The sequence below is a fragment of the Shinella pollutisoli genome (assembly GCF_024609765.1).
GTDB classification, from domain to species: Bacteria; Pseudomonadota; Alphaproteobacteria; order Rhizobiales; family Rhizobiaceae; genus Shinella; species Shinella pollutisoli.
Genome location: NZ_JANFDG010000036.1, coordinates 22,014 through 46,590 on the forward strand (window position 1 = coordinate 22,014; position 24,577 = coordinate 46,590).

The window sequence follows — 24,577 nt, forward strand, 5'->3', positions numbered from 1 at the left end:
CCGCAGCAACAGTGAGGATCACCATGTCCAGGATTCGAAATGTCGTTTTCGGCTGTGCAATGACCATTGCCTCCGCAATTGCGCCCATGGGTGCGGCAGGCGCCGTTCCGCTCGCGGTTCCGGACCTGAAGGTCGATACGAAGAGCGACGTGACCAAGGCGCAGAGCTTCTGCTTCGGTTACGGCTGCGACTGGGAACGGCCGCGCTACTACCGCCCGCGCCACTATTACGGCCATCGCCGCTACTACCGCCCGCGCTACGAGCGGCCGCGCTACTACGGCGGCGGGCGCAACGCCCATGTGCGCTGGTGCCTGAACCGCTACCGCACCTACGATCCCTACACCAACCGCTACCATGCCGGCGGCGGGGTCTACCGCATCTGCTACTCGCCCTATCGCTGAGTCGGGCAGGACGGCAAGACGGAACGGCGGGCCATCGGCCCGCCGTTTCGCTTCAGGGGGCCTCGCCGCCCGCCCGGTCGGTGTGGCCGAGGTCGCGGCCGGGCTCGATGACGTCGCGCACGCGCTGCTTCACTTCCTTCGGGCCGGGGAAGCCGCCGTCGCGCTTGCGCTCCCAGACGAGCACGTCGCCGACGCGGATCTCGAAATTGCCGCCGGTGCCGGGAACGAGCGCCACCTCGCCGAGCGTGTCGGAGAAGGTCGAAAGCAGTTCCTGCGCCATCCAGCCGGCGCGCAGCAGCCAGTTGCATTGCGTGCAGTAGAGGATCGAGACGCGCGGCTTTTCTGTCGTCATGGGCTTCGTTCCGGTGTCGTCGGGACCCTTATCCTACAGCAAGCGCCCGCGTTTGAAACCGTCGCACCGGCCGCGACGGCCGCTCACGATAATGTCAACTTGTCCGGTCAAGTTTTTACCGGCCCCATCTTGCGTGCGGCCCGGTCCTGTAAAATACGATGCTGCATCGCAATATGCTCAAGGACTGAAATCATGACCGACCTTGCTTCCGGCCGCTCCCGCCTCATCGTGCCCCGCCTCGGCGGCCTCTACGACAGGCTCGGCGAGAGCGCCGAGACGCTGCTGCGCGTGGTCGCCGGCCTGCTGCTCGTGACCCACGGCTACGGCAAGATCCTCAACCCGTTCGGCGCCAGCGGCATGGTGGAAAGCCTCGGCTTCTATCCCGGCGCGTTCTGGTCGCCGCTGCTCGCCGTCACGGAGTTCTTCGGCGGCATCCTGATCGCCATCGGCCTCCTCACCCGTCCCGCCGCCTTCGCGGCGACGATCGTGCTGCTCGTCACCGTCTATTTCCACTGGATCGTCCAGGACCAGGGCCTCGGCGGCGCGGAGAAGTCGATCCTGTGGGCGGCGATCACCTTCTATTTCGTCATCCGCGGCGCCAACAGCCAGTCGGTCGACGCCAGGCTCGGCCGCCAGTTCTAGCCGGTCCGATGCCTTCCCGTAATTCCGGACGCAAAACCGCTTCGCACTTGTGCTGGAATTACTCCACGACATCCCAGTGGAGCGGGAACATCGGGTCGAACACCGTCACCGTTCCCGCGCCCGTCTCCCGCTTCGCCGGGAAGGCGACCGGTTCCGCGCGGCGCACCAGGCGGATCGTCTCCGCGTTGACCGGCAGGCCGTACCAGGCCGGGCCGTTCAGCGAGGCGAAGGCCTCCAGCCGGTCGAGCGCGCCCTCCTGCTCGAAGACATGGGCGAGGCAGCTCATCGTGTTGATCGAGGTGTAGATGCCGGCGCAGCCGCAGGCGCATTCCTTCATCGGGTCGACATGCGGGGCCGAATCCGTGCCGAGGAAGAAGCGGGCGTCGCCGGAGGTCGCCGCGGCCCGCAGCGCCAGGCGGTGCTCCTCGCGCTTGGCGACCGGCAGGCAGTAGTAGTGCGGGCGGATGCCGCCGACGAGGATGGCGTTGCGGTTGATGATCAGGTGGTGCGTGGTGATGGTGCCGGCGAGGTTCTCCTTCGCCGCCCTGATGTAGTCGATGCCGTTCCTCGTCGTCACGTGCTCCATGGTGACGCGCAGCTCCGGAAGGCGGGCGCGCAGCGGCTCGAGCACGGTGTCGATGAAGACGGCCTCGCGGTCGAAGATGTCGACCTCGGGCGTCGTCACCTCGCCGTGCACGCAGAGCGTCAGCCCGATCTCCGCCATGCGCTCCAGCACCGGCATCGCCTTCGCCATGTCGCGCACGCCGCCGTGGGAATTGGTCGTCGCCCCCGCCGGATAGAGCTTCACGGCGCGGATGAGGCCGCTTTCGTAGCCCGCCTGCACGTCGTCGGGGTCGGTGTGCTCGGTGAGGTAGAGCGTCATCAGCGGCTCGAAGCGGTCGCCCTCGGGAAGGGCCGCGAGGATGCGGTCGCGATAGGCGGCGGCCTCCGCCGTGGTGACGACCGGCGGCACGAGGTTCGGCATGACGATGGCGCGGGCGAAATGGCGGCTCGTGTCGGCGATCACGCCCTCCAGCATCGCCCCGTCGCGCAGGTGCAGGTGCCAGTCGTCCGGGCGGCGGATCGTCAGTTCGGTGGTGCTCATGAGGTCGTCTCCCGCTTCGTCGCGGACGCGATACCATCCGCGGCCGGCAAGGACAATCAGAAGCTCTCGATGCGGAGATCCGCGGCGCGCGTGTTCTCGACGATGCGCCGGCCGTTCGGCAGGTCGTTGCCGTGGAGCTTCCAGCGGATCTCCTCCTCGGAAAGCCCGTAGAAGACCCAGCGCCGGCGCAGCCGCTCCTCCAGGACGTCATAGGACGGACCGACGAAGATGGTGAAGTCGAAGCGGCCGGCAAGCCGGTCCCAAGGGGCCTCGTCGAGCAGCAGGTAGTTGCCCTCGGCGAGGATGAAGCGGGTATCAGGCGGTACGGCGCGGGCGGCGGCGATGGCGATCTCGCGCGAACGGTCGAAGACGGGCACCAGCACCTCCTCCTTGCCGGCCCGGATCGCCTCGACCACGTCGATGAAGCCGCGGGCGTCGAAGGTTTCCGGGGCGCCCTTGCGGGGAAGCAGGCCGCGCGCTTCGAGGATGCCGTTGTCCATGTGGAAGCCGTCCATCGGCAGCACCTCGGCGCTCTCGCCGCGGGCGAGAAGCGCGTCGCGCAGCGCGTCGGCGAGCGTCGACTTGCCCGCGCCCGGCGGGCCGGCGATGGCGACGAGGAAGCGGCGCGCATCGCCGGCCCGCCGCAGGGTCTCCCCGACGATGGCGTCGAGCGCCGTGGCCGTCATGCGGCGATCGCCTCCTGCGGGACCTTGGCCCCCGTCATGAAGGCCACCGCGTCCGACATCGTGTAGTCCTTCGGGTCGATGACGGTGAGGCGCCGGCCGAGGCGGTGGATGTGGATGCGGTCGGCCACCTCGAAGACGTGCGGCATGTTGTGCGAGATGAGCACGATCGGGATGCCGCGGCGGCGCACGTCGAGGATGAGCTCCAGCACGCGCCGGCTCTCCTTGACGCCGAGGGCCGCCGTCGGCTCGTCGAGGATGATGACCTTGGAGCCGAAGGCGGCGGCGCGCGCCACCGCCACCCCCTGGCGCTGGCCGCCCGAGAGCGTCTCCACCGCCTGGTTGATGTTCTGGATCGTCATCAGGCCGAGCTCGGAGAGCTTGTCGCGGGAGAATTTTTCCATCGCCGTGCGGTCGAGCTTGCGGAACCATTGCCCCATGATGCCGGGCTTCCGGAGCTCCCGGCCGAGGAACATGTTGTCGGCGATGGAGAGCGCCGGCGACAGCGCGAGGTTCTGGTAGACGGTCTCGATGCCGGCCTTGCGCGCCTCGATCGGCGAGCGGAAGGTGACGGGCCTGCCCTCGAGGCGGATCTCGCCCTCGTCCGGCGTGATGGCGCCGGAGATCGCCTTGATCATCGAGGACTTGCCCGCGCCGTTGTCGCCGATCACGGCGAGGATCTCGCCCGGATAGAGGTCGAAGTCGGCATGGTCGAGGGCGGTGACGCGGCCGTAGCGCTTGACGAGGCCGCGCGCGGTGAGAATGGGTTCCTGTGCCATCAGCCTGCTACCTTTCTGATCCACTGGTCGATCGCGACGGCCGTGATGATAAGGACGCCGATCAGGAGATAGGTCCATTGCGGGTCGGTGCCGATGAGGCGCAGGCCGAGCGAGAAGACGCCGACGATGAGGGCTCCGAACAGCATGCCGAGGATGGAGCCGCGCCCGCCGAACAGCGACAGGCCGCCGATCACCACGGCGGTGATCGATTCGATGTTGGCGAACTGGCCGGCGGTCGGCGAGACCGAGCCGATGCGGCCGATCAGCGCCCAGCCGGCGAGCGCGCAGATGAGGCCCGACAGCGTGTAGACGGAGACGAGCATGTAGCGGACGTTGACGCCCGCGAGCTCCGCCGCGTCCGGGTCGTCGCCGACCGCGTAGACGTGGCGTCCCCAGGCGGTGCGGTTCAGCACGTACCAGAGCACCGCCACGAGCAGCACCATGGCGATGACGCCGTAGGTGAAGACCGCGCCGCCGATGCGGATGCTGCTGCCGAAGAACTGCAGGAGCGGCGCGTCGCGGGCGATGTCCTGCGAGCGGATCGTCTCGTTGGCCGAATAGAGGAAGTTGGAGGCGAGGATGATCTGCCACATGCCGAGCGTGACGATGAAGGGCGGCAGCTTCATGCGGGCGACCAGCAGGCCGTTGACGTAGCCGCAGAGCGCGCCCACGGCAAGCCCGCAGAGGACCGACAGCGCCGGCGGCAGGCCGTAGCGGAAGGTGAACTGGCCCATGACCACCGAGGAGAGCACCATGATGGCGCCGACCGACAGGTCGATGCCGGCCGTCAGGATCACCAGCGTCTGGGCGGCGCCGACGATGCCGACGATCGCCACCTGCTGGAGGATCAGCGTCATCGTGAAGGCGGAGAAGAACTTTCCGCCGAGCACCACGCCGAAGATGGCGAGCGACAGCACGAGCACGATCAGCGGCACCGCCGAGGGACTGCCGTGCAGGAAATGCTGGAACTTCTGCAATGCCGTCTTGTCGTGCGTGTCGAAGGACGCGACCTGCGTCGAACTGCCCGACAGCACCTTCTCGAATTCCTGCGAGGGCTGCGAGGGTTGCGAACCCTGCGAGGCCGTCGTTGTCTCACTCATGATCCTGTTCCTCCCTCCCGCGGCGCGCACCGGGCACCGCGGCTCTCCCTGGCGGGCATGATACGCCACCGCCGCCTGCGGGGAAGCAAAAATGCCCGCATCCTGTCGCGATCGTCGAAATGGGCGCGTTGCGGGCGCCGTCCCGCCTTGCGGATGGCCGGCCCGTTCCCGACGGGCCGGCCGGCTAGGGCATCAGCCCCAGCACTTGGCCTTGCCGTCGGCCGTGCTGATCGACTCGACGCCTTCGGCCGGCTTGTCGGTGACGAGCGCCACGCCGGTGTCGAAGAAATCCTTGCCTTCGGTCGCCTTCGGCTTCTCGCCGGTGTCGGCGAACGTCTTGATCGCCTCGACGCCGAGGGCCGCCATCAGCAGCGGATACTGCTGGGAGGTCGCGCCGATCACGCCGTCGATGACGTTCTGCACGCCCGGGCAACCGCCGTCGACCGAGACGATCAGCACGTCGCCTTCCTTGCCGACCGCCTTCAGCGCCTCGTAGGCGCCGGCCGCGGCCGGTTCGTTGATCGTGTGGACGACGTTGATCGACGGGTCCTTCTGCAGGAGGTTCTCCATGGCGGTGCGGCCGCCTTCCTCGTTGCCGTTGGTGATGTCGTGGCCGACGATGCGCGGGTCGTCCTCGTCGCCGATGCGGCCGATGTCCTTCACGTCGATGCCGAAGCCCTTCATGAAGCCCTGGTTGCGCAGGACGTCGACCGATGGCTGGGAGGGCGTGAGGTTGAGGAAGGCGATCCTCGCGTCCTTGGCGGCGTCGCCGAGCGTGGCGGCCGCCCACTTGCCGATCAGCTCGCCGGCGAGCAGGTTGTCGGTGGCGAACGTCATGTCGGCGGCGTCGAGCGGCTCGAGCGGCGTGTCCAGCGCGATGACGAGCAGGCCGGCGTCGCGCGCCTTCTGCACCGACGGCACGATGCCGGCCGTGTCGGAGGCGGCGATCAGGATGCCCTTCGCGCCGTCGGCGATGCAGGTCTCGATCGCCGCGACCTGGCTTTCGGAATCGCCGTCGATCTTGCCGGCGTAGGATTTCAGCGAGACGCCGAGCTCGGCCGCCTTTGCCTCCGCGCCTTCCTTCATCTTGACGAAGAAGGGATTGGTGTCGGTCTTGGTGATCAGGCAGGCGGAAACGTCGGCGGCGGCGGCCGGCGACGAGAAGGCGACGCCGAGCGCAAGCGCGGCGAGAGCGGCGGAAACAACGGTTTTCTTCATGGAATCCTCCCAAGGACTGAACGGGACGCGCCCCTCTCCGTGGAGCCGTCCGGTCGCGCGCCGTACCGGTCTCCTCCGGGGCCGGTCGCGCTTCCGGCCTTGAGGAGACCACCAAACGGCGACCCTGTCAATAAATAAATCGAATTGAATTATTAATCGGATGTGGCATGCTCGTGGAAAAGCAGGACCATCTTCCCGCACCGCGCCTTTGGCGTGGACGGACGCGGGGAGGGTCGATAAGAGGACCGGGCCGGAGCCGTGCGGGTGGGACGGCAGGCCGGTTCCGGGGAGGACGTCATGGGAGAAAACGCGGAGGCGGCGCCCGCCGTGCCGGCCGAAATCCTCGATCCGAGCGGCGGGGCCAACCAGACGCGCGTGCGCGCCTACAACGAGCGGCTCGTCATGACGCTGGTGCGCCGGCACGGCGGCCTGTCGAAGGCCGAGATCGCGCGGCGCAGCGGCCTCTCCGCCCAGACCGTCACCGTCATCATCCGCGAGCTGGAGGCCGAGGGGCTGATCCTGCGCGGCGCGCCGCTGCGCGGGCGCGTCGGCCAGCCCTCGACGCCGATGCACCTCAACCCCGACGCCGTCCTCTCGCTCGGCCTGAAGATCGGCCGGCGCAGCGCCGAGCTCGTGCTGATGGATTTCGTCGGCACCATCCGCCGCCAGGCGCGCGCGACCTTCGCCTATCCCATGCCGGGGCCGCTCCTCGCCTTCGTCGAGACGGGGCTCGCCGAGATCGAGGCGACGCTTTCGCCGGCCGAGCGCGCCCGCATCGCCGGCTTCGGCGTGGCGGCACCCTTCGACCTGTGGAGCTGGGCGCCGGAGGTGGGCGCGCCGCAGGCCGAGATGGACCTGTGGCGCGACGTCGACCTGCAGGCGGAGATCGCCCGGCGCGTGCCCTGGCCGGTCGTGCTGCAGAACGACGCGACGAGCGCCTGCGCGGCCGAGCTGGTCTTCGGCCTCGGGCCGCAATATCCCGATTTCCTCTACGTCTTCATCGGCTCCTTCGTCGGCGGCGGCGTGGTGCTCAATTCGGCGCTGTTCACCGGGCGGACGGGCACGGCCGGCGCGATCGGCTCGCTGCCCGTGCAGGGACGCGACGGCAGGACGGTGCAGCTCCTCAAGATCGCCTCGATCTTCCGGCTGGAGAACCTGCTGCGCGCCGACGGCATCGATCCGAAGCCGCTCTGGTACTCGCCGGACGACTGGGTCGATTTCGGCCGGCCGCTCGACCTGTGGATCGAGGACACGGCGGCGGCGCTCGCCCAGGCCGTCGTCGCCGCGGCCTCGCTCATCGACTTTGCCGCCGCCATCGTCGACGGCGGCTTTCCCGGCTGGGTGCGCGAGCGCATCGTCGCCGCCACGCGCGCGGCCGTCGACCGGCTCGACCTGCAGGGCGTGCTGCTGCCGGAGATCCTCGAGGGCGCGGTCGGCAGCCGCGCCCGCTCCATCGGCGGCGCCAGCCTGCCGCTCTTCTCCCGCTACCTGCTCGACCAGAATGTCCTCTTCAAGGAACGCGACTGATGCTGAAAGGAATAGACCCGATCCTCGGCCCCGAGCTGCTTTCGACGCTGCGCGCCATGGGCCACGGCGACGAGATCGCCCTCGTCGACGGCAACTATCCGGGGCTGGAGCACGGCCGAAGGCTCGTACGGCTCGACGGCCTGCCGCTCGTGCCGGTGCTGAACGCCGTGCTGTCGGTGCTGCCGGTCGACGATTTCGTCGAGGCGGCGATCTTCCGCGCGACGGTGCGCGGCGACCTCGAGGCGCTCGACCCGGTGCACCGGGAGATCGTCGCCTGCTGCGGCCGGCACGAGCCGGAGCGCGCCGTCGTGCCGCTCGGCCCCGCCGATTTCTACGCGCGCGTGCGCGCCGCCCACACGGTCGTCCAGACGAGCGAGCCGCGCCTCTACGGCAACGTCATCCTGCGCAAGGGCGTCGTCCGCCCCTGACCTGTTCCGCGGGAAACAGCGCGAAGCCGGCCGATATGGGACAGTCGGGTCACTGGACGAGAGAGGCTCGTCCCTCAAGAGAGACCTGGAGAGACCCCCATGCGCAAGATCGTCGTTTCCGCCGCCGTCGCCGTCGTCGCCGCCGTTTCCTTCGCCGCGCCCTCGCAGGCCGGCTACTACAGCTACGGCTACCAGCAGCACTGCTTCGTCAAGAAGGTGAAATCCTACGACCACTACGGCAACCTCGTCGTCAGGAAGGTCCGCGTCTGCCGCTGATCCCTTCCCCTTCGCCGATCCTCCCCGCCTCGGCCCGGTTCCACGCGAACCGGGCCTCTTTGTCCTTGAAAGCGGCCGCGCGCCGTGATTGTGTCGCGACATTTCGGCAAGGGGAGTATCGCATGCGGGTCCTGGTGGTGGAAAACGACAAGGTGACGGCGCTCGGCCAGATCGGCGTCGCGCTGGAAGAGGCGGGGGCCAGCATCGACGTCTGCCGTCCCCATGCCGGCGACCCGCTGCCCGCCGACGAGAGCGGCCACGACGCGCTCGTCGTCATGGGCGGGCCGCAGAACGCGCGCGACGACGCCCGCCATCCCTACCTGCCGGCGCTCGCCCGGCTGATGGAGCGCTTCACCGAACGGGATCGCTCGGTGCTCGGCGTCTGTCTCGGCAGCCAGCTGCTTGCCCGTGCCCACGGGGCGGAGAACCTGATCGGCGCGGCGCCGGAATTCGGCTGGCGCGGCGTGACGCTGACGGAGGCGGGCCGCGGCGACCCGGTGCTCTCGGCGGCGGCCGAGGCCTTCTCCGTCTTCCAGTGGCACAGCGATACCTTCACGCTGCCCGACGGCGCCGTCAGGCTCGCGGCCAACGGCGCGGCCGAGAACCAGGCCTTCCGCATCGGCCGCGCCGCCTACGGCACGCAGTTCCATTTCGAGGCGAGCCGGCCGGTGGTCGACATGTGGGCGGAGACCTTTCCCGAGCTGATCGAGACGATCCAGCCAGGCTGGCTCGCCGAGCGCGAGGCGCTCGCCGCCGCGCACGGGCCGGAGGCCGACGCGACGGGGCTCGCCATCGCCCGGGCCTGGATCGCCACGATCGCCTAACGGCGCGCGACACCCGCGGCGAAGCGGGCGGCGGCCGCCTGCAGCACCTCGGGCGCGAAGCCGGAGAAGCCGACGACGAGCCCCTGCCGCGGCCCTTCCGTGACGGCCATCGCCGAGAGCGCCCGCGCGCCGAGCCCGACCTCGCGGGCGAGCGCCGCCGCGGCCGTATCCGCCAGATCCGCCGGCAGGCCGACGACGAGGTGCAGGCCCTGGTCCGGCACCGTCACGGCAAGCTCCCGGCTTGCCGACAGCCCCGCCACCAGCGCGTCGCGCGCCGCCTGCATGCGCCGCCGCGCCCGGCGCAGGTGCGCGGCGAAGTGGCCCTCGTCGAGAAGATCGGCGAGCGCCGCCTCGGCGAGCGTCGGCGGGCTGCGGTCGGTGCGGGCGCGCAGCGCCGTGACGGCGGCGAGCAGCGGGTCGGGCAGCACCGCGTAGCCGAGGCGCAGCCCGGGGAAGAGGACCTTCGAGAAGGTGCCGAGATAGACGACGCGGCCGCCGTCGTCCATGCCCTGCATGGCGGCGAGCGGCGGGCCGGCATAGCGGAACTCGCTGTCGTAATCGTCCTCGACGATGAAGCCGCCCGTCGCCCGCGCCCAGTCGAGCAGCGCCAGCCGCCGGCGCATGCTCATCGTCACGCCGAGCGGGAACTGGTGCGAGGGCGTGACGTAGACGGCGCGGGCATCCGGCGGGGCCCCGCCGATATCCGCGCCCTCGGCGTCGACGGCAAGGCCCGAGAGCCGCAGGCCGGCGCCGGCGAAGGCGGCGCGCGCGCTCGGGTAGCACGGGTCCTCGACCAGCACCGGGTCGCCGGGGGCGAGGGCCGCGCGGATGAAGAGGTCGAGCCCCTGCTGGGTGCCGGTGGTGACGACGATCGAGCGCGCCTCGCAGCGCACGCCGCGCGCCTGGCGGAGATAGGCGGCGATCGCCTCGCGCAGCCGGAGCCCGCCCCGCGGGTCGCCGTAGTGGAAATGCTCCGGGCCGGGCCGGGCGAGGTGGCGGGCGACGAGCCGGCGGAAGAGGGCGAGCGTGCGCCCGTCGGCGACCGCGACGCCGAGCGTGCCGGGCAGCGGCATCGCCGGCGCCTGCGGCTCGGCGGCATCCGCCGCGGCGGCGGGCCTCACCTGCGGCACCCGGTCGGCGACGAAGGTGCCGGCCCCGGGGCGGGCGACGGCGTAGCCCTCGGCGACGAGGATCTCGAAGGCGGCGACCACGCTGCCGCGCGAGGTCTTCAGCCGCGCGGCGAGATCGCGCGTCGGCGGCAGCTTGCTGCCGGGCGGCACGTCGCCCGCCTCGATCAGCCGGCGCAGCTCCCGGTAGAGCGCCGGCGTGCGCCGGCCGGCCGCGGGCAGCACGGGGACGAGCGCCGACCAGTCCGACGGATTGGTCCGGGTTTTCCGGACAGAATTGGTGCTTTTCCGGTCCAATGCCATGGCGCACCATGGCGCTCCATTTTCCGAAAGGCAAGCAGCATGAGCACGGACACCGCCACCTATCCCGTCACGCCCCGCAACCGGGTGAAGCGCCTGCACGAGCGCGGCAGCTACGACCGCGCGGCGGTGCACGCCGTGCTCGACGCCGCCATGCTCTGTCACGTCGCCTATGTCATCGACGGCCAGCCCTATGCGACGCCGACGCTGTTCTGGCGCAAGGGCGAGACGCTCTACTGGCACGGCTCCTCGGCAAGCCGCATGCTGCGCCACCTGAAGGCGGGCGTGCCGGCCTGCCTCACCGTCGCCCATCTCGACGGGCTGGTGCTCGCCCGCTCCGGCTTCAACCATTCGGCCAACTACCGCTCCGCCATGTGCTTCGGCACGGCGCGGCTCGTCGAGGACGCCGGCGAGAAGGCGGAGGCGATGGCCGACGTGGTCGACCGCTTCTATCCGGGCCGCAGCGCGCTGGTGCGGCCGATCACGGCGCAGGAGGCGAAGGCGACGACGATCATCGCCATGACCATCGAGGAGGCCGCCGCCAAGGTGCGCGCCAAGGGCGTGGGCGACGACGAGGCGGATTTCGCCCTGCCGATCTGGGCCGGCGTCATCCCGGTGACGACCGTCATCGGCGCCGTCGAGCCCTGTTCCCGGCTGGTGCCCGGCGTGGAGAGGCCGGAGACGCTGTCGATCTTTCCCGAGGGCGGGCGGCTGGACGATGCGCTCCTCGCCGGGCAGCGGGCCTACGAGAAGACCTGAGCGATCCTTTGAACGCGCCGGCGTCCACGCGCAGCTTCCTGCCGTGGGTTCGGGGGGATCTTCGGACGGGGCGCTGACGCTGCCTCATCTGAATTCTATAAGCATGGCACCGTTCAGCGCCCCGTTCGGCGGTTTGTGCCCGCGACTCCGGTCCCTCTGCGATGGACGGGGTTTGTGGGAACGGTTGCGCGGCCCTCCGCAGAGGGCGTCATGCACGCTCTCAGGCCTACGGTGCCGCAGCCACGACTGCCGGTCGGCACCGTCTTCCACCTGCGCCGTGCGGGCCGGGCCGGACAAAGGCCCTCGGACGCCGCACGGGCCGTCCCGCCACCCTGTGTGCCGCACAGGCACGCCCGGCGCGCCGTTCGGGGATGAAGCCGCGGGGCCGGTCCGACATCCCCGCCGCTTCCCCCGTGTCGCCGGAGGGAGACCATTTTCCGCGGACCCGGACCGGGGGGCTCTGCGTCCCTTCCCCACGGCCCGCGCCGACCCCGCCTCGCCGCAACGCCTTGCGGTGTATCCGCGGCGGGATGGTTGGATTGTAGGCACAGATCCGGGGGGCGGGGAAAATCGCGGCGGAAATCCGCCGCCGCTCAGGCCCGGCCCGCCTCCCAGCCGAGCATCGCGCGCTTGCGCGTCAGCCCCCAGTGATAGCCCGTGAGCGCGCCGCTCTTGCCGAGCGCGCGGTGGCAGGGCACGACGAAGGAGATGGGATTGCGGCCGACGGCGGCGCCGACGGCGCGCGAGGCGGCGGGCTGGCCGAGCCCCTCGGCGATGGCGGAATAGGTGACGGCGCGGCCCATCGGGATGCGGAGCAGCGCCTCCCAGACCCGGACCTGGAAATCCGAGCCGATCAGCACCACGCGCAGCGGCTCCTCCGGCCGCCAGCGGGCGGGATCGAAGATGCGCGCCGCATAGGCCGCCGTCGCCGCCCGATCCTCCACATAGGTCGCGTTCGGCCAGCGCGCCGACATGTCCTCGAAGGCGTCGCGCCCGTCCGGCGCGTCGGTGAAGGCAAGGCCGGCGAGCCCGCGGTCGGTAACCATCACCAGCGCGCCGCCGAAGGGCGAGGGATGCAGGCCGTAGCGGATCGTCAGGCCCTCGCCGCGCGCCTTCCATTCGCCGGGCGACATCGCCTCGTGCGTGACGAAGAGGTCGTGCAGCCGGCCGGGCCCGGACAGGCCGAGCTCGAGGCTCGTCTCCAGGAGCGGCAGGGCCTCCTGACGGAGCAGGCGCTTGGCGTGGTCGAGGGTCACCGCCTGCAGGAAGGCCTTCGGCGAAAGCCCGGCCCAGCGGGTGAAGGTCTTCTGCAATTGCGCCGGCGTGCGGCCGAGCCGGGCGGCGAGCGCCTCCAGCCCCGGCTGGTCGCGATAGTCCTCGGTGATCATCTCGATGATCCGGCGCACGGTCTCGTAGTCGTCGCCGTCCGGCGTGACGTCGGTCTCAAGTGTCGCGGCAATGTTCATCGTTCTTCTCCTTTGCCGCAAGCAAAGCACGCCCGCGGCAGGGCCGCCACCCGATTCACGATCAGTAGCCGCGCTTCACCCGGGCGAGCGCGCCGGAGAAGGCGGTGGCGAAGCGCTCGCGGTCGTCGAGCGGCAGGAAGGTGCCGACGTCGGTGCGGCGGCCCTGCCCCGCGACATGCATCGCGGTGATGCCGATCTTCGGCTTGCGCGCGACGTTGAAGCGCGCCCAGAACGGATTGAAGGCATAGTCCGTCTCGCGGCCCGACGGGCTGATCTTGCGGATCAGGATATTGGTGCGCGAGAGCGAGACGATCTCGCGCGCCCTGGCCGCGCGGTTGTTGAGCCAGAAGGCGCCGTAGAGCGCGGCGAAGTCGAGGCCGAAGAACAGCACGATCGGCCAGGCGCCGGAGATCAGGAACACCGCCATGTGGGCGACGCTCAGGGCACCGGCGATCAGGAAGAAGACGCGGTGGCCGTTGCGGCCGAGCGAGCGATGCGGATGGAGCTCCGCCGAGAACAGCGGCAGCTCGTTCATCGTCATGTCGGCGTTGCCTTGCATCATGGCCGCCGACTATAGAAGCAAGATGGAAAACGCGAAACTGAAAAAGCGCAAATCCGCGCCGAGACGCCCGAAAAGCCTCTATTCGCAGGAGGAGCTCCGCGAGATCTTCCGCCGCTTCTGCGTGCAGCGGCCGGAGCCGAAGGGCGAGCTGGAGCACATCAACCCGTTCACGCTGCTGGTGGCCGTGGCGCTCTCCGCGCAGGCGACGGACGCCGGCGTCAACAAGGCGACGCGGGCGCTCTTCAAGGTGGCCGACACGCCGGAGAAGATGCTGGAGCTCGGCGAGGAACGGCTGCGCGACTACATCAAGACCATCGGCCTCTACCGCAACAAGGCGAAGAACGTCATCGCGCTCAGCCGCATGCTGGTGGAGAATTTCGGCGGGGAGGTGCCGCGCACGCGCGACGCGCTGGTGACGCTTCCCGGCGTCGGCCGCAAGACGGCGAACGTGGTGCTCTCCATGGCCTTCGGCCAGGCGACGCTCGCCGTCGACACGCATATCTTCCGCATCGCCAACAGGATTCGCCTGGCGCCCGGGAAGACGCCCGACGAGGTCGAGGAAAAGCTGATCCGCATCATCCCGGACGAGTACCTCTACCACGCCCATCACTGGCTGATCCTGCACGGGCGCTACGTCTGCAAGGCGCGCCGGCCGGAATGCGAGCACTGTATCATCGCCGACCTGTGCAAATCGCCGGAGAAGACCTGCGACATCCCCGCACCGCTCGTCGAGCTGCCGCCGCAGGTCATCGGCGCTACGGCCTGACGAGGCCGTCGAGGAGGGCGGCGATGGCGGCCTCGTAGGCCGCGCGGTCCGCGCCCGCCTCTATGGCGAGCGCCGCGCGGTCGAAGGCGGCCGAGAGCAGGGCCGCGAGCGCGTCGAGCCGCCCGCTCTCCGCCCGCCCGCCGAGCAGGGCCGCAAGGCCCGCCCGCAACGCGCCCTCCGCATGGTCCCGGTCGATCGCGCCGAGCGCCTCGACGCCGAGAACCGCCGGCGCCTCGAGGAGCAGCAGGCGGGTGCGGCCGGGCACGGCCATGGCGTCGAAATAGGCGGCCGCACCGAGCAGCAGCGCCGCGCGCGGCGAGGCCGCCGGCGCCGCCCTTGCCTCGATATCCGCGGCGACGGCCGCCGCCTCCCCTTCCAGCACGGCGCGGAACAGCGCCTTCTTGTCCTCGAAATGGTGATAGAGCGCGCCGCGCGTGACGCCGGCCGCCGCGACGATGTCCGGCGTCGCCGTCTCCGCATAGCCCCTCTCCACGAAGAGCCGCCGTGCGGCGTCGATCAGCGCAAGGCGCGTCGCCTGCGTGCGTTCCCGGTTGCTGCGCGCCATTTCTCTCCTTTACATACATTCAGTATGTATGTTAATGAGCGGATACATGCAGATTGTATGTCAACCGAGACCGAAGGAGAAGAGCATGCGCACGACCGGCTACTATCCCGTGATCATGACCGGCGACGTCGCCGGCACCGCGGCCTTCTACCGGACCCATTTCCGCTTCGAGCCACTTTTCGCCGCCGACTGGTACGTGCACCTGCAATCGGCCGAGGACGGGAAGGCGACGCTCGCGATCCTCGACGGCGGCCACGAGACGATCCCCGCGGCCGCGCGGGGCCGGGTCGGCGGGCTGATCCTCAATTTCGAGGTGGAGGACGTCGACGCGGTCTACCGGGAGCTGCGCGCCGCCGGCCTGCCCCTGCTGCTCGACATCCGCGACGAGGATTTCGGCCAGCGCCATTTCATCACGGCCGACCCGAACGGCGTGCTGATCGACGTGATCACGCCGATCGCCCCCTCGCCCGAATTCGCGGCCCTCTACGACGCGGCCGCCCTACCCGGCTGAGAAGGCCGGGTCGCGGCGCGACAGCGCCTTGTGCAGATGCACCATCAGCCCGGCGGCGAAGAGCGGCGTCAAGAGGTTGACGACGGGCACGGCGAGGAAAGCGGCGATCAGCAGGCCGGCGATGAGCACCGTCGAGGCGTGCTTGGCGCGGAACAGCCGCGCCTCGGCCGGCGGGCGGTGGCGCATCGCCGCGAACTCGAAGAACTCGCGGCCGAGCAGGTAGCCGTTGACCAGGAAGAAGGCGACGAGGTTGACGCCCGGCACGAGGAGCAGCGCCAGCGCCACGAGGTTGCCGAGGACGACGATGCCGAGGAACTTGAGCGAGCCGAGGATCGCCGCGCCGAGCGGCAGGGCGGTGCCCGGCGGCTCGGCCGGATAGTCGCGCGTCTCGATCACCTCCGCCACGTCGTCGAGGAAGAAGCCGGCGATGATCGCCGTCACCGGGGCGAGCAGGAGCGCCAGCACGAGCGCGAGCCCGATGCTCGCCGCCATGCCGAAGACGACGGCGAGGAGGCCCGCCCAGTCCGGCATCCCGGCCGGCACCAGCCCTTCGAGGAAGGGCAGCGCGAAGGCGACGAAGCTCTCGCGCAGCGCGAACCACAGCACCACCAGCGCCAGCAGCGTGAGGCCGATCACCTTCCAGAACACGCCGCGCGTCTCGGGCGCGAAGAGGTTTGCGAGCGAAAGCCGTGCGGCGTCGAGGATCATGCGGGGGCGCTCCCTGTCGGTGACGGGACGATCGCCTCGGCGGCCCTGCCCCTCATCCGGCCTGCCGGCCGCCGTCTCCCCGCAGGCGGGAAGAGGGGGTGAGGGGCGGGCCGGACGCGCGACCGCCCTGTGCGGATGGCCGGCATGTAGGGTGCCGCCGGGCGGGCGGCAAGACGGCGCCATTAAGCCGCCGTTAAACGAGGCGGCCTAGACTCCGCGCCACGCGCGAAACGTATCGCCAGAGGAAGTCAGGAACCGTCATGCGTAATTTCCGGATCAGCAGGCTCCTGCCTGCGCTCTTCGTCCTGATGGTGGTGCTGGGCGGGCTGCAGGGGGCGGTCGCCTTCCGCTCGCTCTCGGCCATGACCGGCCATATCGAGCGGATCGGCGCCGAGCGCATGCCGCAAATGAGCGCCATCCTGCAGCTCAGCCACGCCTTCTCCGAGCTGCACGCCACCTATTCCGAGCACCTGCTGTCGATGGACCCCGACGAGATCGGCCGCATCGAGGCGCGCATCAAGGCACGCGCCGACGCCTTCTCCGGCATGATCGACGCCTACGGCGCGGCGAACGGCGGCGATGCGGCGACGGTGGCCGAGGTCGACGGCATCAGGGCGACGCTTGCGACCTATGCCGCGGACTCGGAAAAGCTCATCCAGTTCTCGGCGATCGCCGCCAAGGGGCCGGCGCTGGAGGTCTACAAGGGACCGATGCAGGCAAGCGCCGACGCCATCGCCGCCTCGCTCAACGACCTCGTCGCCCGCAACCAGAAGGTCACGGAGGAGACGATCGGCACCGCGCGGGCGGAGGAGGGCTTCGCCTTCGCGCTGACCTGGGCCTCGCTCGCCGTCTCGACGGGCCTGGCGCTCGCCGCGATCGTCCTCGTCAACCGCCGCGTGGTGAGGCCGATCGACGCGCTCGCCGGGGCGATGAAGCGGCTTGCCGGCGGCGACACGGCCGTGACGATCCCGCATGCCGAGCGGAAGGACGAGATCGGCGAGATGGCCGCCACCGTCGCCGTCTTCCGCGACAACGCGGCCGAGCGCCAGCGGCTGGAGCGCCAGGGCGAGGACGACCGCCGCCGCGCCGAGGGCGAGCGCCAGGCCCGCGAGGCCGAGCGCACCCGCGACAGCGGCCGCGTGCAGGAGGCCGTCTCCCACCTCGGCGAGGCGCTCGGCAGGCTCGCGGCCGGCGACATGACCTGCCGCATCGACAAGCCGTTCGACGGCGACCTCGACCGGCTGCGCGAGGACTTCAACGCCTCCGTCCAGCACCTTGCCGACGCGCTGCGCGAGGTCGGCGAGAACGCGCGCGCCATCGACGCCGGCGCCAGCCAGATCCGCGCCGCCGCCGACGACCTGTCGCGCCGCACCGAGCAGCAGGCGGCCTCCGTCGAGGAGACGGCCGCGGCCCTGGAGGAGATCACCACGACGGTGCGCGATTCGACGAAGCGCGCGGAGGAGGCCGGCGTGCTCGTCACCCGCACGCGCGACGGCGCGGAGAAATCCGGCGCGGTCGTCGAGCGCGCCGTCACCGCCATGCAGGCGATCGAGAAGTCCTCGCAGGAGATCACCAGCATCATCGGCGTCATCGACGACATCGCCTTCCAGACCAACCTCCTGGCGCTCAACGCCGGCGTCGAGGCGGCGCGCGCCGGCGAGGCGGGCAAGGGCTTCGCGGTCGTGGCGCAGGAGGTGCGCGAGCTCGCCCAGCGTTCGGCCAAGGCGGCGCGCGAGATCAAGGCGCTGATCACCACCTCCGGCGAGCAGGTCAAGAGCGGCGTGTCGCTCGTCGGCGAGACCGGCCGGGCGCTTCGCACCATCGTCGTCGAGGTGCAGGAGATCAACGGCCACGTCCAGGCGATCGTCGAGGCCGCGCGCGAGCAGTCGAGCGGCCTCACGGAGATCAACACGGCCGTCAACCAGATGGACCAGGGCACGCAGCAGAACGCCGCCATGGTCGAGGAGACGACCGCCGCGAGCCACGGGCTCGCCTCCGAGGTGCAGGCGCTGAACGCGCTGATCGCCCGCTTCAACGTCGGCGCCGGCACCGGCCAGACCCGCGCCGCGCACGCGCCGCCGCATCTCCACGTCGTCGCCACGCCGCCGGCGGCCCCCGCCGCGAGGCCGGCGCGGAAATCCCCCGGCCAGTGGACCGTCAAGTCCGCCACCGCGGCCTCGCGTCCCGTCACCTCGCCGGCGCTGGCGCTCGGCGAAAAGCTCGCCGGCGCGCTCGGCGTGCGCCAGGACAAGGGTAATGACGGCGACTGGGAGGAGTTCTGAGACGGTTTTTCGCATCCGCCTCTACACCCCCCTCTGCCCTGCCGGGCATCTCCCCCTCAAGGGGGGAGATCGGCAAGAAGCAGAAACCTTGCTCAAACAGCGACGTCGGAGATAGGCGAAATGGCGCCCCATCCAATCTCCCCCCTTGAGGGGGAGATGCCCGGCAGGCCAGAGGGGGGTGCGGCTACCGCCTACTTCGGCGGATAGATATGCGTCCCACCCCGGAAATCGCGCACGCGGAAACGGCCGTCGCCCGCTTCCTCGACGGCCGCGGAATCCGCGCGGACCTTGCCGTGGCCGCCGGGGATGTCGAGGATGTAGGCGGGCTGGCAGAGGCCGGAGACGCGGCCGCGCAAGGCCGCCACCAGCGCCCGGCCCTCGGCAAGCGTCAGGCGGAAATGCGCCGTTCCGGGCGCGAGGTCCGGATGGTGCAGGTAATAGGGCTTCACCCGGTTCTCGACGAAGGTGCGCATCAGCGCGGCGAGCACGCCCGCGTCGTCGTTGACGCCCTTCAGCAGTACCGTCTGGCTGACGAGCGCGAAGCCGGCATCGGCGAGGCAGGCGATCGCCGCGCGCGCCGCATCGGTGAACTCGCGCGGATGGTTGGCGTGGAGCGCCACGTAGACGGTCTTGCCCGAGGCCTTCAGCGCCGCGGTCAGATCCGCATCCACGCGCTCCGGATCGACCACCGGCACGCGGGTGTGGACGCGGACGACCTTGACATGGGCGATCGCCGCGAGCCGCTCGAGGATCTCGCGCAGGCGGCGGGGCGACAGCACCAGCGGATCGCCGCCGGTCAGGATCACCTCCCAGATCTCCGGCCGCTCGGCGACATAGGCGACGGCCGCGTCCAGCGCCTCGGAGGAAAGCGTGCCGAGACCCTCCGGCCCGACCATCTCACGGCGGAAGCAGAAGCGGCAATAGACCGGGCAGACATGCACGGCCTTGAGCAGCACCCGGTCCGGATAGCGATGGACGATGCCCTCCACGGGACTGTGCGCGAGGTCGCCGATCGGGTCGGCCCGCTCCTCCGGCAGCGTCACGAGCTCCGCCGCGTCGGGCAGGAACTGCCGGGCGACGGGATCCTCCGCGTCCGCCGGATCGATCAGCGCGGCGATCGCCGGCGTCACCGCGACCGCATAGCGCCCGGCGACCGCCGCGGCATCCGCACGGCGCGCCTCGGGAACGAGGCCCGCGGCCACGAGCTCGTCCGCCGTCCTGAGGCTTTTTTCCGCCGTCACGGCGCCGTCTCCGCCACGGGCGCCCAGAGCACCTGCTCGATGCGGCCCGCTCCCGTCGCCAGCATCGCCAGCCGGTCGAAGCCGAGCGCGATGCCGCTCGCCTCCGGCATGACCGCGAGCGCCGCGAGGAAGTCCTCGTCGAGCGGATAGGTCTCGCCGTAGATACGCGCCTTCTCCGCCATCTCCAGCGCGAAACGGCGGCGCTGCTCGGCCGGGTCGGTGAGCTCGCCGAAGGCATTGGCGAGCTCGACGCCGCAGGCATAGAGCTCGAAGCGCTCGGCGACGCGCCGGTCGTGCGGCGCGGGACGGGCGAGTGCCGCCTCCGCCACCGGATATTCGCAGAGGATCGTCGCCCGGCCGAAGCCGAGCGCCGGCTCGACCTTCTCCACCAGAACCCGGCTGAAGAGATCGGCCCAGGTGTCGTCCGCCGCCACGCGCAGTCCCGCCTGCGCGAGGGCGGCGGCGAGCCGCCCGCGGTCCGTCGCCCCGTCCGCGTCGACGGAGGCGAGAAGGTCGATGCCGGCGAAGCGGGCGAAGGCATCCGCCACCGTCAGCCGCTCGGGCTCCAGCGCCGGATCGCAGACGGCGCCGCGATAGGTCAGCACGGAGGCGCCCGCCGCCTCCGCCGCAAGCCGCAGCATCGCCGCGCAATCCGCCATCAGCGCCGTGTAGGGCTCGCCCGCGCGGTACCATTCGAGCATGGTGAACTCCGGATGGTGCAGGGGCCCGCGCTCGCGGTTGCGGTAGACATGGGCGAAGCAGGCGATGCGGGTTTCACCGGCGGCCAGCAGCTTCTTGCAGGCGAATTCCGGCGAGGTGTGCAGGTAGAGCGGCGTCTCCTCGCCCGAATGGCCGACGGCGGCGGTCGCGAAGGCATGCAGGTGCGCCTCGTTGCCGGGCGAGACCTGCAGCGTCGCCGTGTCCACCTCGACGAAATCGCGCGCGGAAAGCCAGGCCCTCAGCGCCGCCTGGACGCGGTTGCGCGCCAGGAGAAACGGCCGGCGGTCGGCATGGACGTCGGGCGTCCACCAGGGCGAGGGTCGGGGGGCAGGTCGGTTCATCTCTAAAAGGTTTCTTCGGCCGTTCCGGCGGACGGACTGGCGTTTTGCCGGAATATAGGGTAGTTGCGCCCCGAAAACGCATTTTTGGCGTCCGGGGGGAAACCCGTCGGGGTCGTCCTCTACGACGCGGCAGGCCCGGTTACAACCCAGTTTCAGGCCAGTTACAGGGAACACCTATGGTAAAGATCATCGCCTCTTCCGTCCGCAAGGGCAATGTGCTCGACGTCGACGGCAAGCTCTATGTCGTGCTGACGGCGCAGAACTTCCACCCCGGCAAGGGCACGCCGGTCACGCAGATCGACATGCGCCGCATCTCCGACGGCACGAAGGTCTCCGAGCGCTACCGCACGACCGAGCAGGTCGAGCGCGCCTTCGTCGAGGACCGCGAGCACAACTTCCTCTACGAGGACGGCGACGGCTTCCACTTCATGAACCCGGAGACCTACGACCAGCTCACCATGTCGGCGGAGGACATCGGCGACCTCAAGGCCTATCTCCAGGAAGGCATGACGGTGGTGCTCTCGGTGCACGAGGGCGTGGCCATCGCCATCGACCTGCCGCGCCACGTGACGCTGGAGATCGTCGAGACCGAGCCGGTCGTCAAGGGCCAGACGGCGTCGTCCTCCTACAAGCCGGCGATCCTCTCGAACGGCATCCGCACCATGGTGCCGCCGCACGTCTCCGCCGGCACCCGCGTCGTCATCGCGACGGAAGACGGCTCCTACGTCGAGCGCGCCAAGGACTGATCCCGCCTCCGGACGCACGGGCCGCCCCGCCGGAAACGGCCGGGCGGCCTTTTTCTTGCCTCCCTTCCTTCCATCTGCGGCAAAATCCGTTATGACCGGTTTCCGGCTCTCATGACTGGGGACGGGACATCCGCATGACCACATTCGACGTGCTGACGGTCGGCAACGCCATCGTCGACATCATCGCGCGCTGCGACGACGCCTTCATCACCGACAACGGCATCATCAAGGGGGCGATGAACCTCATCGACGCCGAGCGGGCCGAGCTGCTCTACGAGCGCATGGGCCCGGCGCTCGAAGCCTCCGGCGGCAGCGCCGGCAACACGGCGGCAGGGGTTGCGAGCTTCGGCGCGCGCGCCGCCTATTTCGGCAAGGTCGCCGACGACCAGCTCGGCGAGATCTTTTCCCACGACATCCGCGCCCAGGGCGTGCATTTCGAGACGCGGCCGCTCGCCGGCCCGCCGCCAACGGCCCGCTCGATGATCTTCGTGACGCCGGACGGCGAGCGCTCGATGAACACCTATCTCGGCGCCTGCGTCGAGCTTGGGCCCGAGGACGTCGAGCCCGACGTGGTGGCCGCCGCCAGGGTCACCTATTTCGAGGGCTATCTCTGGGACCCGCCGCGCGCCAAGGACGCGATCCGCGAATGCGCGCGCATCGCGCATGCCAACGGCCGCGAGACGGCGATCACGCTCTCCGACAGCTTCTGCGTCGCCCGCTACCGCGGCGAGTTCCTCGAGCTGATGCGCTCCGGCACGGTCGACATCGTCTTCGCCAACCGGGCGGAGGCGCTGTCGCTCTACGAGACGGAGGATTTCGAGGAGGCGCTCGCGCGCATCGCGCAGGACTGCCGGCTCGCCGTGGTGACGATGAGCGAGAAGGGCTCGGTCGTCCTCCACCAGGGCGAGCGCACGAAGGTGGAGGCGCTGGAGATTCCGCGCGTCGTCGACACGACCGGGGCGGGCGACCTCTATGCGTCGGGCTTCCTCCACGGCTACACCGCGGGACGCTCGCTTGCCGATTGCGGCCGGCTCGGCAGCCTCGCCGCCGGCCTCGTCATCCAGCAGGTCGGCCCGCGCCCGATGCTGTCGCTCGCCGACGAGGCGAGGAAGGCGGGGCTTCTGTAAAGCGGCAAGCCCCCTCATCGGCTTGCCGGCACCTCCTCCCCGACGGGGAGAAGGGGGAAGAACGAGACGTCGCGACATATTCCTTCTCTCGCTGGGGAGAAGGTGGCCCGAAGGGCCGGATGAGGGGGGTTCCCTTACTTGAACGCCTCGCCCGGATAGGCACCCCAGATCTCGTTCTGCGAGACCCAGCCGGAGACGCCCTCCACCTCGGCGCGGCACCAGTCGCCGTTGCATTCGCCGACCTTGACGACGACGCCCGGCTGGAGCTTCGCGACGACGGTGCTGTTCGCCAGCGCCTCGCGGCGCATGTTGACGAAGACGTCGTCGCCCTTGCCGCGCATCCACGGCGCGGTGACGGCGGTGCGGTCGCCGGACAGCAGCGCCTGGTTCACCCAGCCCTCGGTGCCGTCGGCGTCGCGCACCCGGCGCCAGTTGTCGTATTCCTGGATGATCTCCACCGGCACGCCGGACTTGAGATAGCGCCAGGCGACCGCATAGTCGACGCTCGGGCCGATGCGGAGGTTGACGCTCTTGGCCTTGAGGCTGACGAAGCGGGGCAGCGGCAGGCCGCTCGGCCCCTTGGCGGCCTGCGCATGGGCGAGCCCGGTTCCCATGACGAGGACGAGGCCCGCGAGGCCGAGACGGAGGACGGAATGGGACATGGCAATATCCGTTAACGCAGGGCGGGCATGGACTGCCGTACCGGCCGCAGGCATCACGGATCGCGAGGGCGGATTGTCTTCGCGACCGGGTCTGGTAGAAAATGCCCCTGATGAAGCAATCCTTGCCCAACTTGGTTAAGGACCCGTCAACAGGACGCCGGAACATCCCATGACACAGAAGAAAAAGCCGAAGGTCTACATCACCCGCCGCCTGCCCGACGTGGTCGAGACCCGGATGCGCGAGCTGTTCGACGCCGAGCTCAACATCGACGACACGCCGCGCACCCAGCCGGAGCTGGTCGCCGCGGTGAGGACGGCGGACGTCATCGTGCCGACGCTGACCGACCGGATCGACGCCGCGCTGATCGAGCAGGCGGGGCCGCAACTGAAGCTGATCGCCTGCTTCTCCAACGGCGTCGACAACATCGACGTCGAGGCGGCGGCGAAGCGCGGCATCACCGTCACCAACACGCCGAACGTCTTGACCGAGGACACCGCCGACATGACCATGGCGCTGATCCTCGCCGTGCCGCGCCGGCTCGCCGAGGGCGCGCGCATCATCACCGACCGCAAGGGCGAGTGGGCCGGCTGGTCGCCGACCTGGATGCTCGGGCGGCGCATCTGGGGCAAGCGGCTCGGCATCGTCGGCATGGGCCGCATCGGCACCGCCGTCGCCCGCCGCGCCAAGGCCTTCGGCCTCTCCATCCACTACCACAACCGCAACCGCGTGCGCCCCGACACCGAGGACGCGCTGGAGGCGACCTACTGGGACAGCCTCGACCAGATGCTCGCCCGCGTCGACATCGTCTCCGTCAACTGCCCCTCGACGCCGGCGACCTACCATCTGCTCTCGGCCCGGCGGCTGGAGCTGATGCAGCCGACGAGCTACATCGTCAACACCGCGCGCGGCGGCATCATCGACGAGGCGGCGCTGATCAAGTGCCTGAAGGAGGGCCGCATCGCCGGCGCCGGCCTCGACGTCTTCGAGCACGAGCCGGCCGTCAACCCGAAGCTCGTCAAGCTCGCCTCCGAGGGCAAGGTCGTGCTGCTGCCGCACATGAGCTCGGCGACGCTGGAGGGCCGCATCGACATGGGCGAGAAGGTGGTTATCAACATCCGCACCTTCTTCGACGGCCACCGCCCGCCGGACCGGGTGCTGCCGGGGCGGGTCTAGCGCCGCCAGCCCCTCATCCGGCCTGCCGGCCACCTTCTCCCCGTAAACGGGGCGAAGGAATATGCCGCACCGGTTTCCTCGATCAATCACGTTCCGTCGGGCAAGTCCCCTCTCCCCGTTTACGGGGAGAGCGACTGTCTTAGCCGTCAAGCGTTTTGCCATGGTTTTCCGTCTCGGATGATTGC

27 protein-coding genes are annotated in these 24,577 nt (G+C 70.2%); 13 read left to right on the top strand and 14 right to left on the bottom strand.

What is annotated here, in order from left to right; genetic code table 11:
- Positions 1–86 precede the first annotated feature (86 nt).
- The gene (locus NNZ72_RS22625; protein ID WP_257317950.1) at positions 87–401 is read left to right on the top strand and encodes a BA14K family protein; all 315 of its coding nucleotides are present in this window, start codon (positions 87–89) and stop codon (positions 399–401) included.
- A 52-nt stretch (positions 402–453) separates the two neighbouring features.
- On the opposite strand, the gene NNZ72_RS22630 is transcribed toward NNZ72_RS22625, so the two are convergent.
- Positions 454–753, bottom strand: a complete 300-nt coding sequence (locus NNZ72_RS22630; RefSeq protein ID WP_257317951.1) for an Rdx family protein — start codon at positions 751–753, stop codon at positions 454–456.
- 192 nt (positions 754–945) lie between these two features.
- On the opposite strand from NNZ72_RS22630, the gene NNZ72_RS22635 reads away from it, so the two are divergent.
- On the top strand, positions 946–1,395 hold the full coding sequence (locus NNZ72_RS22635; RefSeq protein ID WP_257317952.1) for a DoxX family protein: 450 nt from the start codon (positions 946–948) through the stop codon (positions 1,393–1,395).
- 58 nt (positions 1,396–1,453) lie between these two features.
- Here the strand turns inward: NNZ72_RS22635 and pyrC are convergent, their stop codons facing one another.
- The 5 genes from pyrC to NNZ72_RS22660 form a co-directional block, all read right to left on the bottom strand.
- On the bottom strand, positions 1,454–2,500 hold the full coding sequence (pyrC, locus tag NNZ72_RS22640) for a dihydroorotase (RefSeq protein WP_257317953.1): 1,047 nt from the start codon (positions 2,498–2,500) through the stop codon (positions 1,454–1,456).
- 56 nt (positions 2,501–2,556) lie between these two features.
- Complete coding sequence (locus NNZ72_RS22645) at positions 2,557–3,186, bottom strand: nucleoside triphosphate hydrolase (RefSeq protein WP_257317954.1); 630 nt, start codon at positions 3,184–3,186, stop codon at positions 2,557–2,559.
- Complete coding sequence (locus NNZ72_RS22650) at positions 3,183–3,962, bottom strand: ATP-binding cassette domain-containing protein (RefSeq protein ID WP_257317955.1); 780 nt, start codon at positions 3,960–3,962, stop codon at positions 3,183–3,185. The genes NNZ72_RS22645 and NNZ72_RS22650 overlap by 4 nt, the downstream gene beginning before the upstream one ends.
- Positions 3,962–5,062: an ABC transporter permease gene (locus NNZ72_RS22655; protein WP_257317956.1), complete on the bottom strand. Its 1,101-nt coding sequence runs from the start codon at positions 5,060–5,062 to the stop codon at positions 3,962–3,964. The genes NNZ72_RS22650 and NNZ72_RS22655 overlap by 1 nt, the downstream gene beginning before the upstream one ends.
- A 192-nt stretch (positions 5,063–5,254) precedes the next feature.
- Positions 5,255–6,280 carry a sugar ABC transporter substrate-binding protein gene (locus tag NNZ72_RS22660; RefSeq protein WP_257317957.1) on the bottom strand — a complete coding sequence of 342 codons (1,026 nt, stop codon included), beginning with the start codon at positions 6,278–6,280 and terminating at the stop codon, positions 5,255–5,257.
- Between the two features lie 297 nt (positions 6,281–6,577).
- On the opposite strand from NNZ72_RS22660, the gene NNZ72_RS22665 reads away from it, so the two are divergent.
- The 4 genes from NNZ72_RS22665 to NNZ72_RS22680 all read left to right on the top strand — a co-directional run bounded on the left by NNZ72_RS22665 (position 6,578) and on the right by NNZ72_RS22680 (position 9,335).
- Positions 6,578–7,807, top strand: coding sequence for an ROK family transcriptional regulator (locus NNZ72_RS22665; protein WP_257317958.1), 1,230 nt, complete (start codon positions 6,578–6,580; stop codon positions 7,805–7,807).
- Positions 7,807–8,235, top strand: coding sequence for an RbsD/FucU family protein (locus NNZ72_RS22670; protein ID WP_257317959.1), 429 nt, complete (start codon positions 7,807–7,809; stop codon positions 8,233–8,235). Before NNZ72_RS22665 ends, NNZ72_RS22670 begins: the two co-directional genes overlap by 1 nt.
- A 99-nt stretch (positions 8,236–8,334) precedes the next feature.
- Complete coding sequence (locus tag NNZ72_RS22675; protein WP_257317960.1) at positions 8,335–8,511, top strand: hypothetical protein; 177 nt, start codon at positions 8,335–8,337, stop codon at positions 8,509–8,511.
- A gap of 122 nt (positions 8,512–8,633) precedes the next feature.
- Entirely contained in the window at positions 8,634–9,335 is a 702-nt protein-coding gene (locus tag NNZ72_RS22680) for a type 1 glutamine amidotransferase (protein WP_257317961.1), read from the top strand.
- Here NNZ72_RS22680 and pdxR read toward each other — a convergent pair.
- Entirely contained in the window at positions 9,332–10,765 is a 1,434-nt protein-coding gene (pdxR, locus tag NNZ72_RS22685; protein ID WP_257317962.1) for a MocR-like pyridoxine biosynthesis transcription factor PdxR, read from the bottom strand. The two genes, NNZ72_RS22680 and pdxR, sit on opposite strands and share 4 nt — an antisense overlap.
- 39 nt (positions 10,766–10,804) lie before the next feature.
- Here pdxR and NNZ72_RS22690 point away from each other — a divergent pair, with 39 nt between their 5' ends.
- Positions 10,805–11,521, top strand: a complete 717-nt coding sequence (locus NNZ72_RS22690) for a pyridoxamine 5'-phosphate oxidase family protein (RefSeq protein ID WP_257317963.1) — start codon at positions 10,805–10,807, stop codon at positions 11,519–11,521.
- A 593-nt stretch (positions 11,522–12,114) separates the two neighbouring features.
- On the opposite strand, the gene NNZ72_RS22695 is transcribed toward NNZ72_RS22690, so the two are convergent.
- Together NNZ72_RS22695 and NNZ72_RS22700 are read right to left on the bottom strand one after the other, a co-directional pair.
- A complete protein-coding gene (locus tag NNZ72_RS22695) occupies positions 12,115–12,987 on the bottom strand; it encodes a methylated-DNA--[protein]-cysteine S-methyltransferase (RefSeq protein WP_257317964.1) in 873 nt (290 codons plus the stop codon).
- A gap of 61 nt (positions 12,988–13,048) precedes the next feature.
- Positions 13,049–13,549: a DUF2244 domain-containing protein gene (locus NNZ72_RS22700; RefSeq protein ID WP_257317965.1), complete on the bottom strand. Its 501-nt coding sequence runs from the start codon at positions 13,547–13,549 to the stop codon at positions 13,049–13,051.
- A 22-nt stretch (positions 13,550–13,571) separates the two neighbouring features.
- Here NNZ72_RS22700 and nth point away from each other — a divergent pair, with 22 nt between their 5' ends.
- Positions 13,572–14,315 (top strand): endonuclease III, encoded by a 744-nt coding sequence (nth, locus tag NNZ72_RS22705; RefSeq protein ID WP_371747810.1) that lies wholly within the window; start codon positions 13,572–13,574, stop codon positions 14,313–14,315.
- Here the strand turns inward: nth and NNZ72_RS22710 are convergent.
- Positions 14,305–14,880 carry a TetR family transcriptional regulator gene (locus NNZ72_RS22710; protein ID WP_257317967.1) on the bottom strand — a complete coding sequence of 192 codons (576 nt, stop codon included), beginning with the start codon at positions 14,878–14,880 and terminating at the stop codon, positions 14,305–14,307. The two genes, nth and NNZ72_RS22710, sit on opposite strands and share 11 nt — an antisense overlap.
- An 85-nt stretch (positions 14,881–14,965) precedes the next feature.
- On the opposite strand from NNZ72_RS22710, the gene NNZ72_RS22715 reads away from it, so the two are divergent.
- Entirely contained in the window at positions 14,966–15,391 is a 426-nt protein-coding gene (locus NNZ72_RS22715; RefSeq protein WP_257317968.1) for a VOC family protein, read from the top strand.
- Here the strand turns inward: NNZ72_RS22715 and NNZ72_RS22720 are convergent.
- Positions 15,380–16,099: a sulfate transporter family protein gene (locus NNZ72_RS22720; RefSeq protein ID WP_257317969.1), complete on the bottom strand. Its 720-nt coding sequence runs from the start codon at positions 16,097–16,099 to the stop codon at positions 15,380–15,382. The two genes, NNZ72_RS22715 and NNZ72_RS22720, sit on opposite strands and share 12 nt — an antisense overlap.
- 260 nt (positions 16,100–16,359) lie before the next feature.
- On the opposite strand from NNZ72_RS22720, the gene NNZ72_RS22725 reads away from it, so the two are divergent.
- Positions 16,360–18,381 (top strand): HAMP domain-containing methyl-accepting chemotaxis protein, encoded by a 2,022-nt coding sequence (locus NNZ72_RS22725; protein WP_257317970.1) that lies wholly within the window; start codon positions 16,360–16,362, stop codon positions 18,379–18,381.
- A 191-nt stretch (positions 18,382–18,572) separates the two neighbouring features.
- Here NNZ72_RS22725 and NNZ72_RS22735 read toward each other — a convergent pair whose 3' ends face one another.
- Both NNZ72_RS22735 and epmA read right to left on the bottom strand, forming a co-directional pair.
- Positions 18,573–19,622, bottom strand: a complete 1,050-nt coding sequence (locus NNZ72_RS22735) for a lysine-2,3-aminomutase-like protein (protein WP_257317972.1) — start codon at positions 19,620–19,622, stop codon at positions 18,573–18,575.
- Positions 19,619–20,683 carry an EF-P lysine aminoacylase EpmA gene (epmA, locus tag NNZ72_RS22740; protein ID WP_257317973.1) on the bottom strand — a complete coding sequence of 355 codons (1,065 nt, stop codon included), beginning with the start codon at positions 20,681–20,683 and terminating at the stop codon, positions 19,619–19,621. The genes NNZ72_RS22735 and epmA overlap by 4 nt, the downstream gene beginning before the upstream one ends.
- Before the next feature lie 176 nt (positions 20,684–20,859).
- Between epmA and efp the strand changes: the two genes are divergently transcribed.
- Positions 20,860–21,429, top strand: coding sequence for an elongation factor P (efp, locus tag NNZ72_RS22745; RefSeq protein WP_257317974.1), 570 nt, complete (start codon positions 20,860–20,862; stop codon positions 21,427–21,429).
- Positions 21,430–21,563: 134 nt separating this feature from the next.
- Positions 21,564–22,556 carry an adenosine kinase gene (locus tag NNZ72_RS22750; protein WP_257317975.1) on the top strand — a complete coding sequence of 331 codons (993 nt, stop codon included), beginning with the start codon at positions 21,564–21,566 and terminating at the stop codon, positions 22,554–22,556.
- 134 nt (positions 22,557–22,690) lie between these two features.
- Here the strand turns inward: NNZ72_RS22750 and NNZ72_RS22755 are convergent, their stop codons facing one another.
- Entirely contained in the window at positions 22,691–23,218 is a 528-nt protein-coding gene (locus NNZ72_RS22755; protein WP_371747811.1) for an SH3 domain-containing protein, read from the bottom strand.
- A gap of 169 nt (positions 23,219–23,387) precedes the next feature.
- On the opposite strand from NNZ72_RS22755, the gene NNZ72_RS22760 reads away from it, so the two are divergent.
- Positions 23,388–24,392 (top strand): 2-hydroxyacid dehydrogenase, encoded by a 1,005-nt coding sequence (locus tag NNZ72_RS22760; protein WP_257317976.1) that lies wholly within the window; start codon positions 23,388–23,390, stop codon positions 24,390–24,392.
- Positions 24,393–24,577 lie beyond the last annotated feature (185 nt).

Coding starts and splice junctions, on each gene's coding strand:
- NNZ72_RS22725 (WP_257317970.1), top strand. CDS start 16,360: ATGCGTAATTTCCGGATCAGCAGGCTCCTGCCTGCGCTCTTCGTCCTG.
- NNZ72_RS22715 (WP_257317968.1), top strand. CDS start 14,966: ATGCGCACGACCGGCTACTATCCCGTGATCATGACCGGCGACGTCGCC.
- NNZ72_RS22645 (WP_257317954.1), bottom strand. CDS start 3,186: ATGACGGCCACGGCGCTCGACGCCATCGTCGGGGAGACCCTGCGGCGG.
- NNZ72_RS22625 (WP_257317950.1), top strand. CDS start 87: ATGGGTGCGGCAGGCGCCGTTCCGCTCGCGGTTCCGGACCTGAAGGTC.
- NNZ72_RS22750 (WP_257317975.1), top strand. CDS start 21,564: ATGACCACATTCGACGTGCTGACGGTCGGCAACGCCATCGTCGACATC.
- NNZ72_RS22720 (WP_257317969.1), bottom strand. CDS start 16,099: ATGATCCTCGACGCCGCACGGCTTTCGCTCGCAAACCTCTTCGCGCCC.
- pyrC (WP_257317953.1), bottom strand. CDS start 2,500: ATGAGCACCACCGAACTGACGATCCGCCGCCCGGACGACTGGCACCTG.
- NNZ72_RS22670 (WP_257317959.1), top strand. CDS start 7,807: ATGCTGAAAGGAATAGACCCGATCCTCGGCCCCGAGCTGCTTTCGACG.
- NNZ72_RS22650 (WP_257317955.1), bottom strand. CDS start 3,962: ATGGCACAGGAACCCATTCTCACCGCGCGCGGCCTCGTCAAGCGCTAC.
- NNZ72_RS22675 (WP_257317960.1), top strand. CDS start 8,335: ATGCGCAAGATCGTCGTTTCCGCCGCCGTCGCCGTCGTCGCCGCCGTT.
- NNZ72_RS22655 (WP_257317956.1), bottom strand. CDS start 5,062: ATGAGTGAGACAACGACGGCCTCGCAGGGTTCGCAACCCTCGCAGCCC.
- NNZ72_RS22630 (WP_257317951.1), bottom strand. CDS start 753: ATGACGACAGAAAAGCCGCGCGTCTCGATCCTCTACTGCACGCAATGC.
- NNZ72_RS22635 (WP_257317952.1), top strand. CDS start 946: ATGACCGACCTTGCTTCCGGCCGCTCCCGCCTCATCGTGCCCCGCCTC.
- NNZ72_RS22680 (WP_257317961.1), top strand. CDS start 8,634: ATGCGGGTCCTGGTGGTGGAAAACGACAAGGTGACGGCGCTCGGCCAG.
- nth (WP_371747810.1), top strand. CDS start 13,572: ATGGAAAACGCGAAACTGAAAAAGCGCAAATCCGCGCCGAGACGCCCG.
- NNZ72_RS22660 (WP_257317957.1), bottom strand. CDS start 6,280: ATGAAGAAAACCGTTGTTTCCGCCGCTCTCGCCGCGCTTGCGCTCGGC.
- NNZ72_RS22710 (WP_257317967.1), bottom strand. CDS start 14,880: ATGGCGCGCAGCAACCGGGAACGCACGCAGGCGACGCGCCTTGCGCTG.
- NNZ72_RS22700 (WP_257317965.1), bottom strand. CDS start 13,549: ATGATGCAAGGCAACGCCGACATGACGATGAACGAGCTGCCGCTGTTC.
- NNZ72_RS22760 (WP_257317976.1), top strand. CDS start 23,388: ATGACACAGAAGAAAAAGCCGAAGGTCTACATCACCCGCCGCCTGCCC.
- efp (WP_257317974.1), top strand. CDS start 20,860: ATGGTAAAGATCATCGCCTCTTCCGTCCGCAAGGGCAATGTGCTCGAC.
- NNZ72_RS22690 (WP_257317963.1), top strand. CDS start 10,805: ATGAGCACGGACACCGCCACCTATCCCGTCACGCCCCGCAACCGGGTG.
- NNZ72_RS22695 (WP_257317964.1), bottom strand. CDS start 12,987: ATGAACATTGCCGCGACACTTGAGACCGACGTCACGCCGGACGGCGAC.
- NNZ72_RS22665 (WP_257317958.1), top strand. CDS start 6,578: ATGGGAGAAAACGCGGAGGCGGCGCCCGCCGTGCCGGCCGAAATCCTC.
- epmA (WP_257317973.1), bottom strand. CDS start 20,683: ATGAACCGACCTGCCCCCCGACCCTCGCCCTGGTGGACGCCCGACGTC.
- pdxR (WP_257317962.1), bottom strand. CDS start 10,765: ATGGCATTGGACCGGAAAAGCACCAATTCTGTCCGGAAAACCCGGACC.
- NNZ72_RS22755 (WP_371747811.1), bottom strand. CDS start 23,218: ATGTCCCATTCCGTCCTCCGTCTCGGCCTCGCGGGCCTCGTCCTCGTC.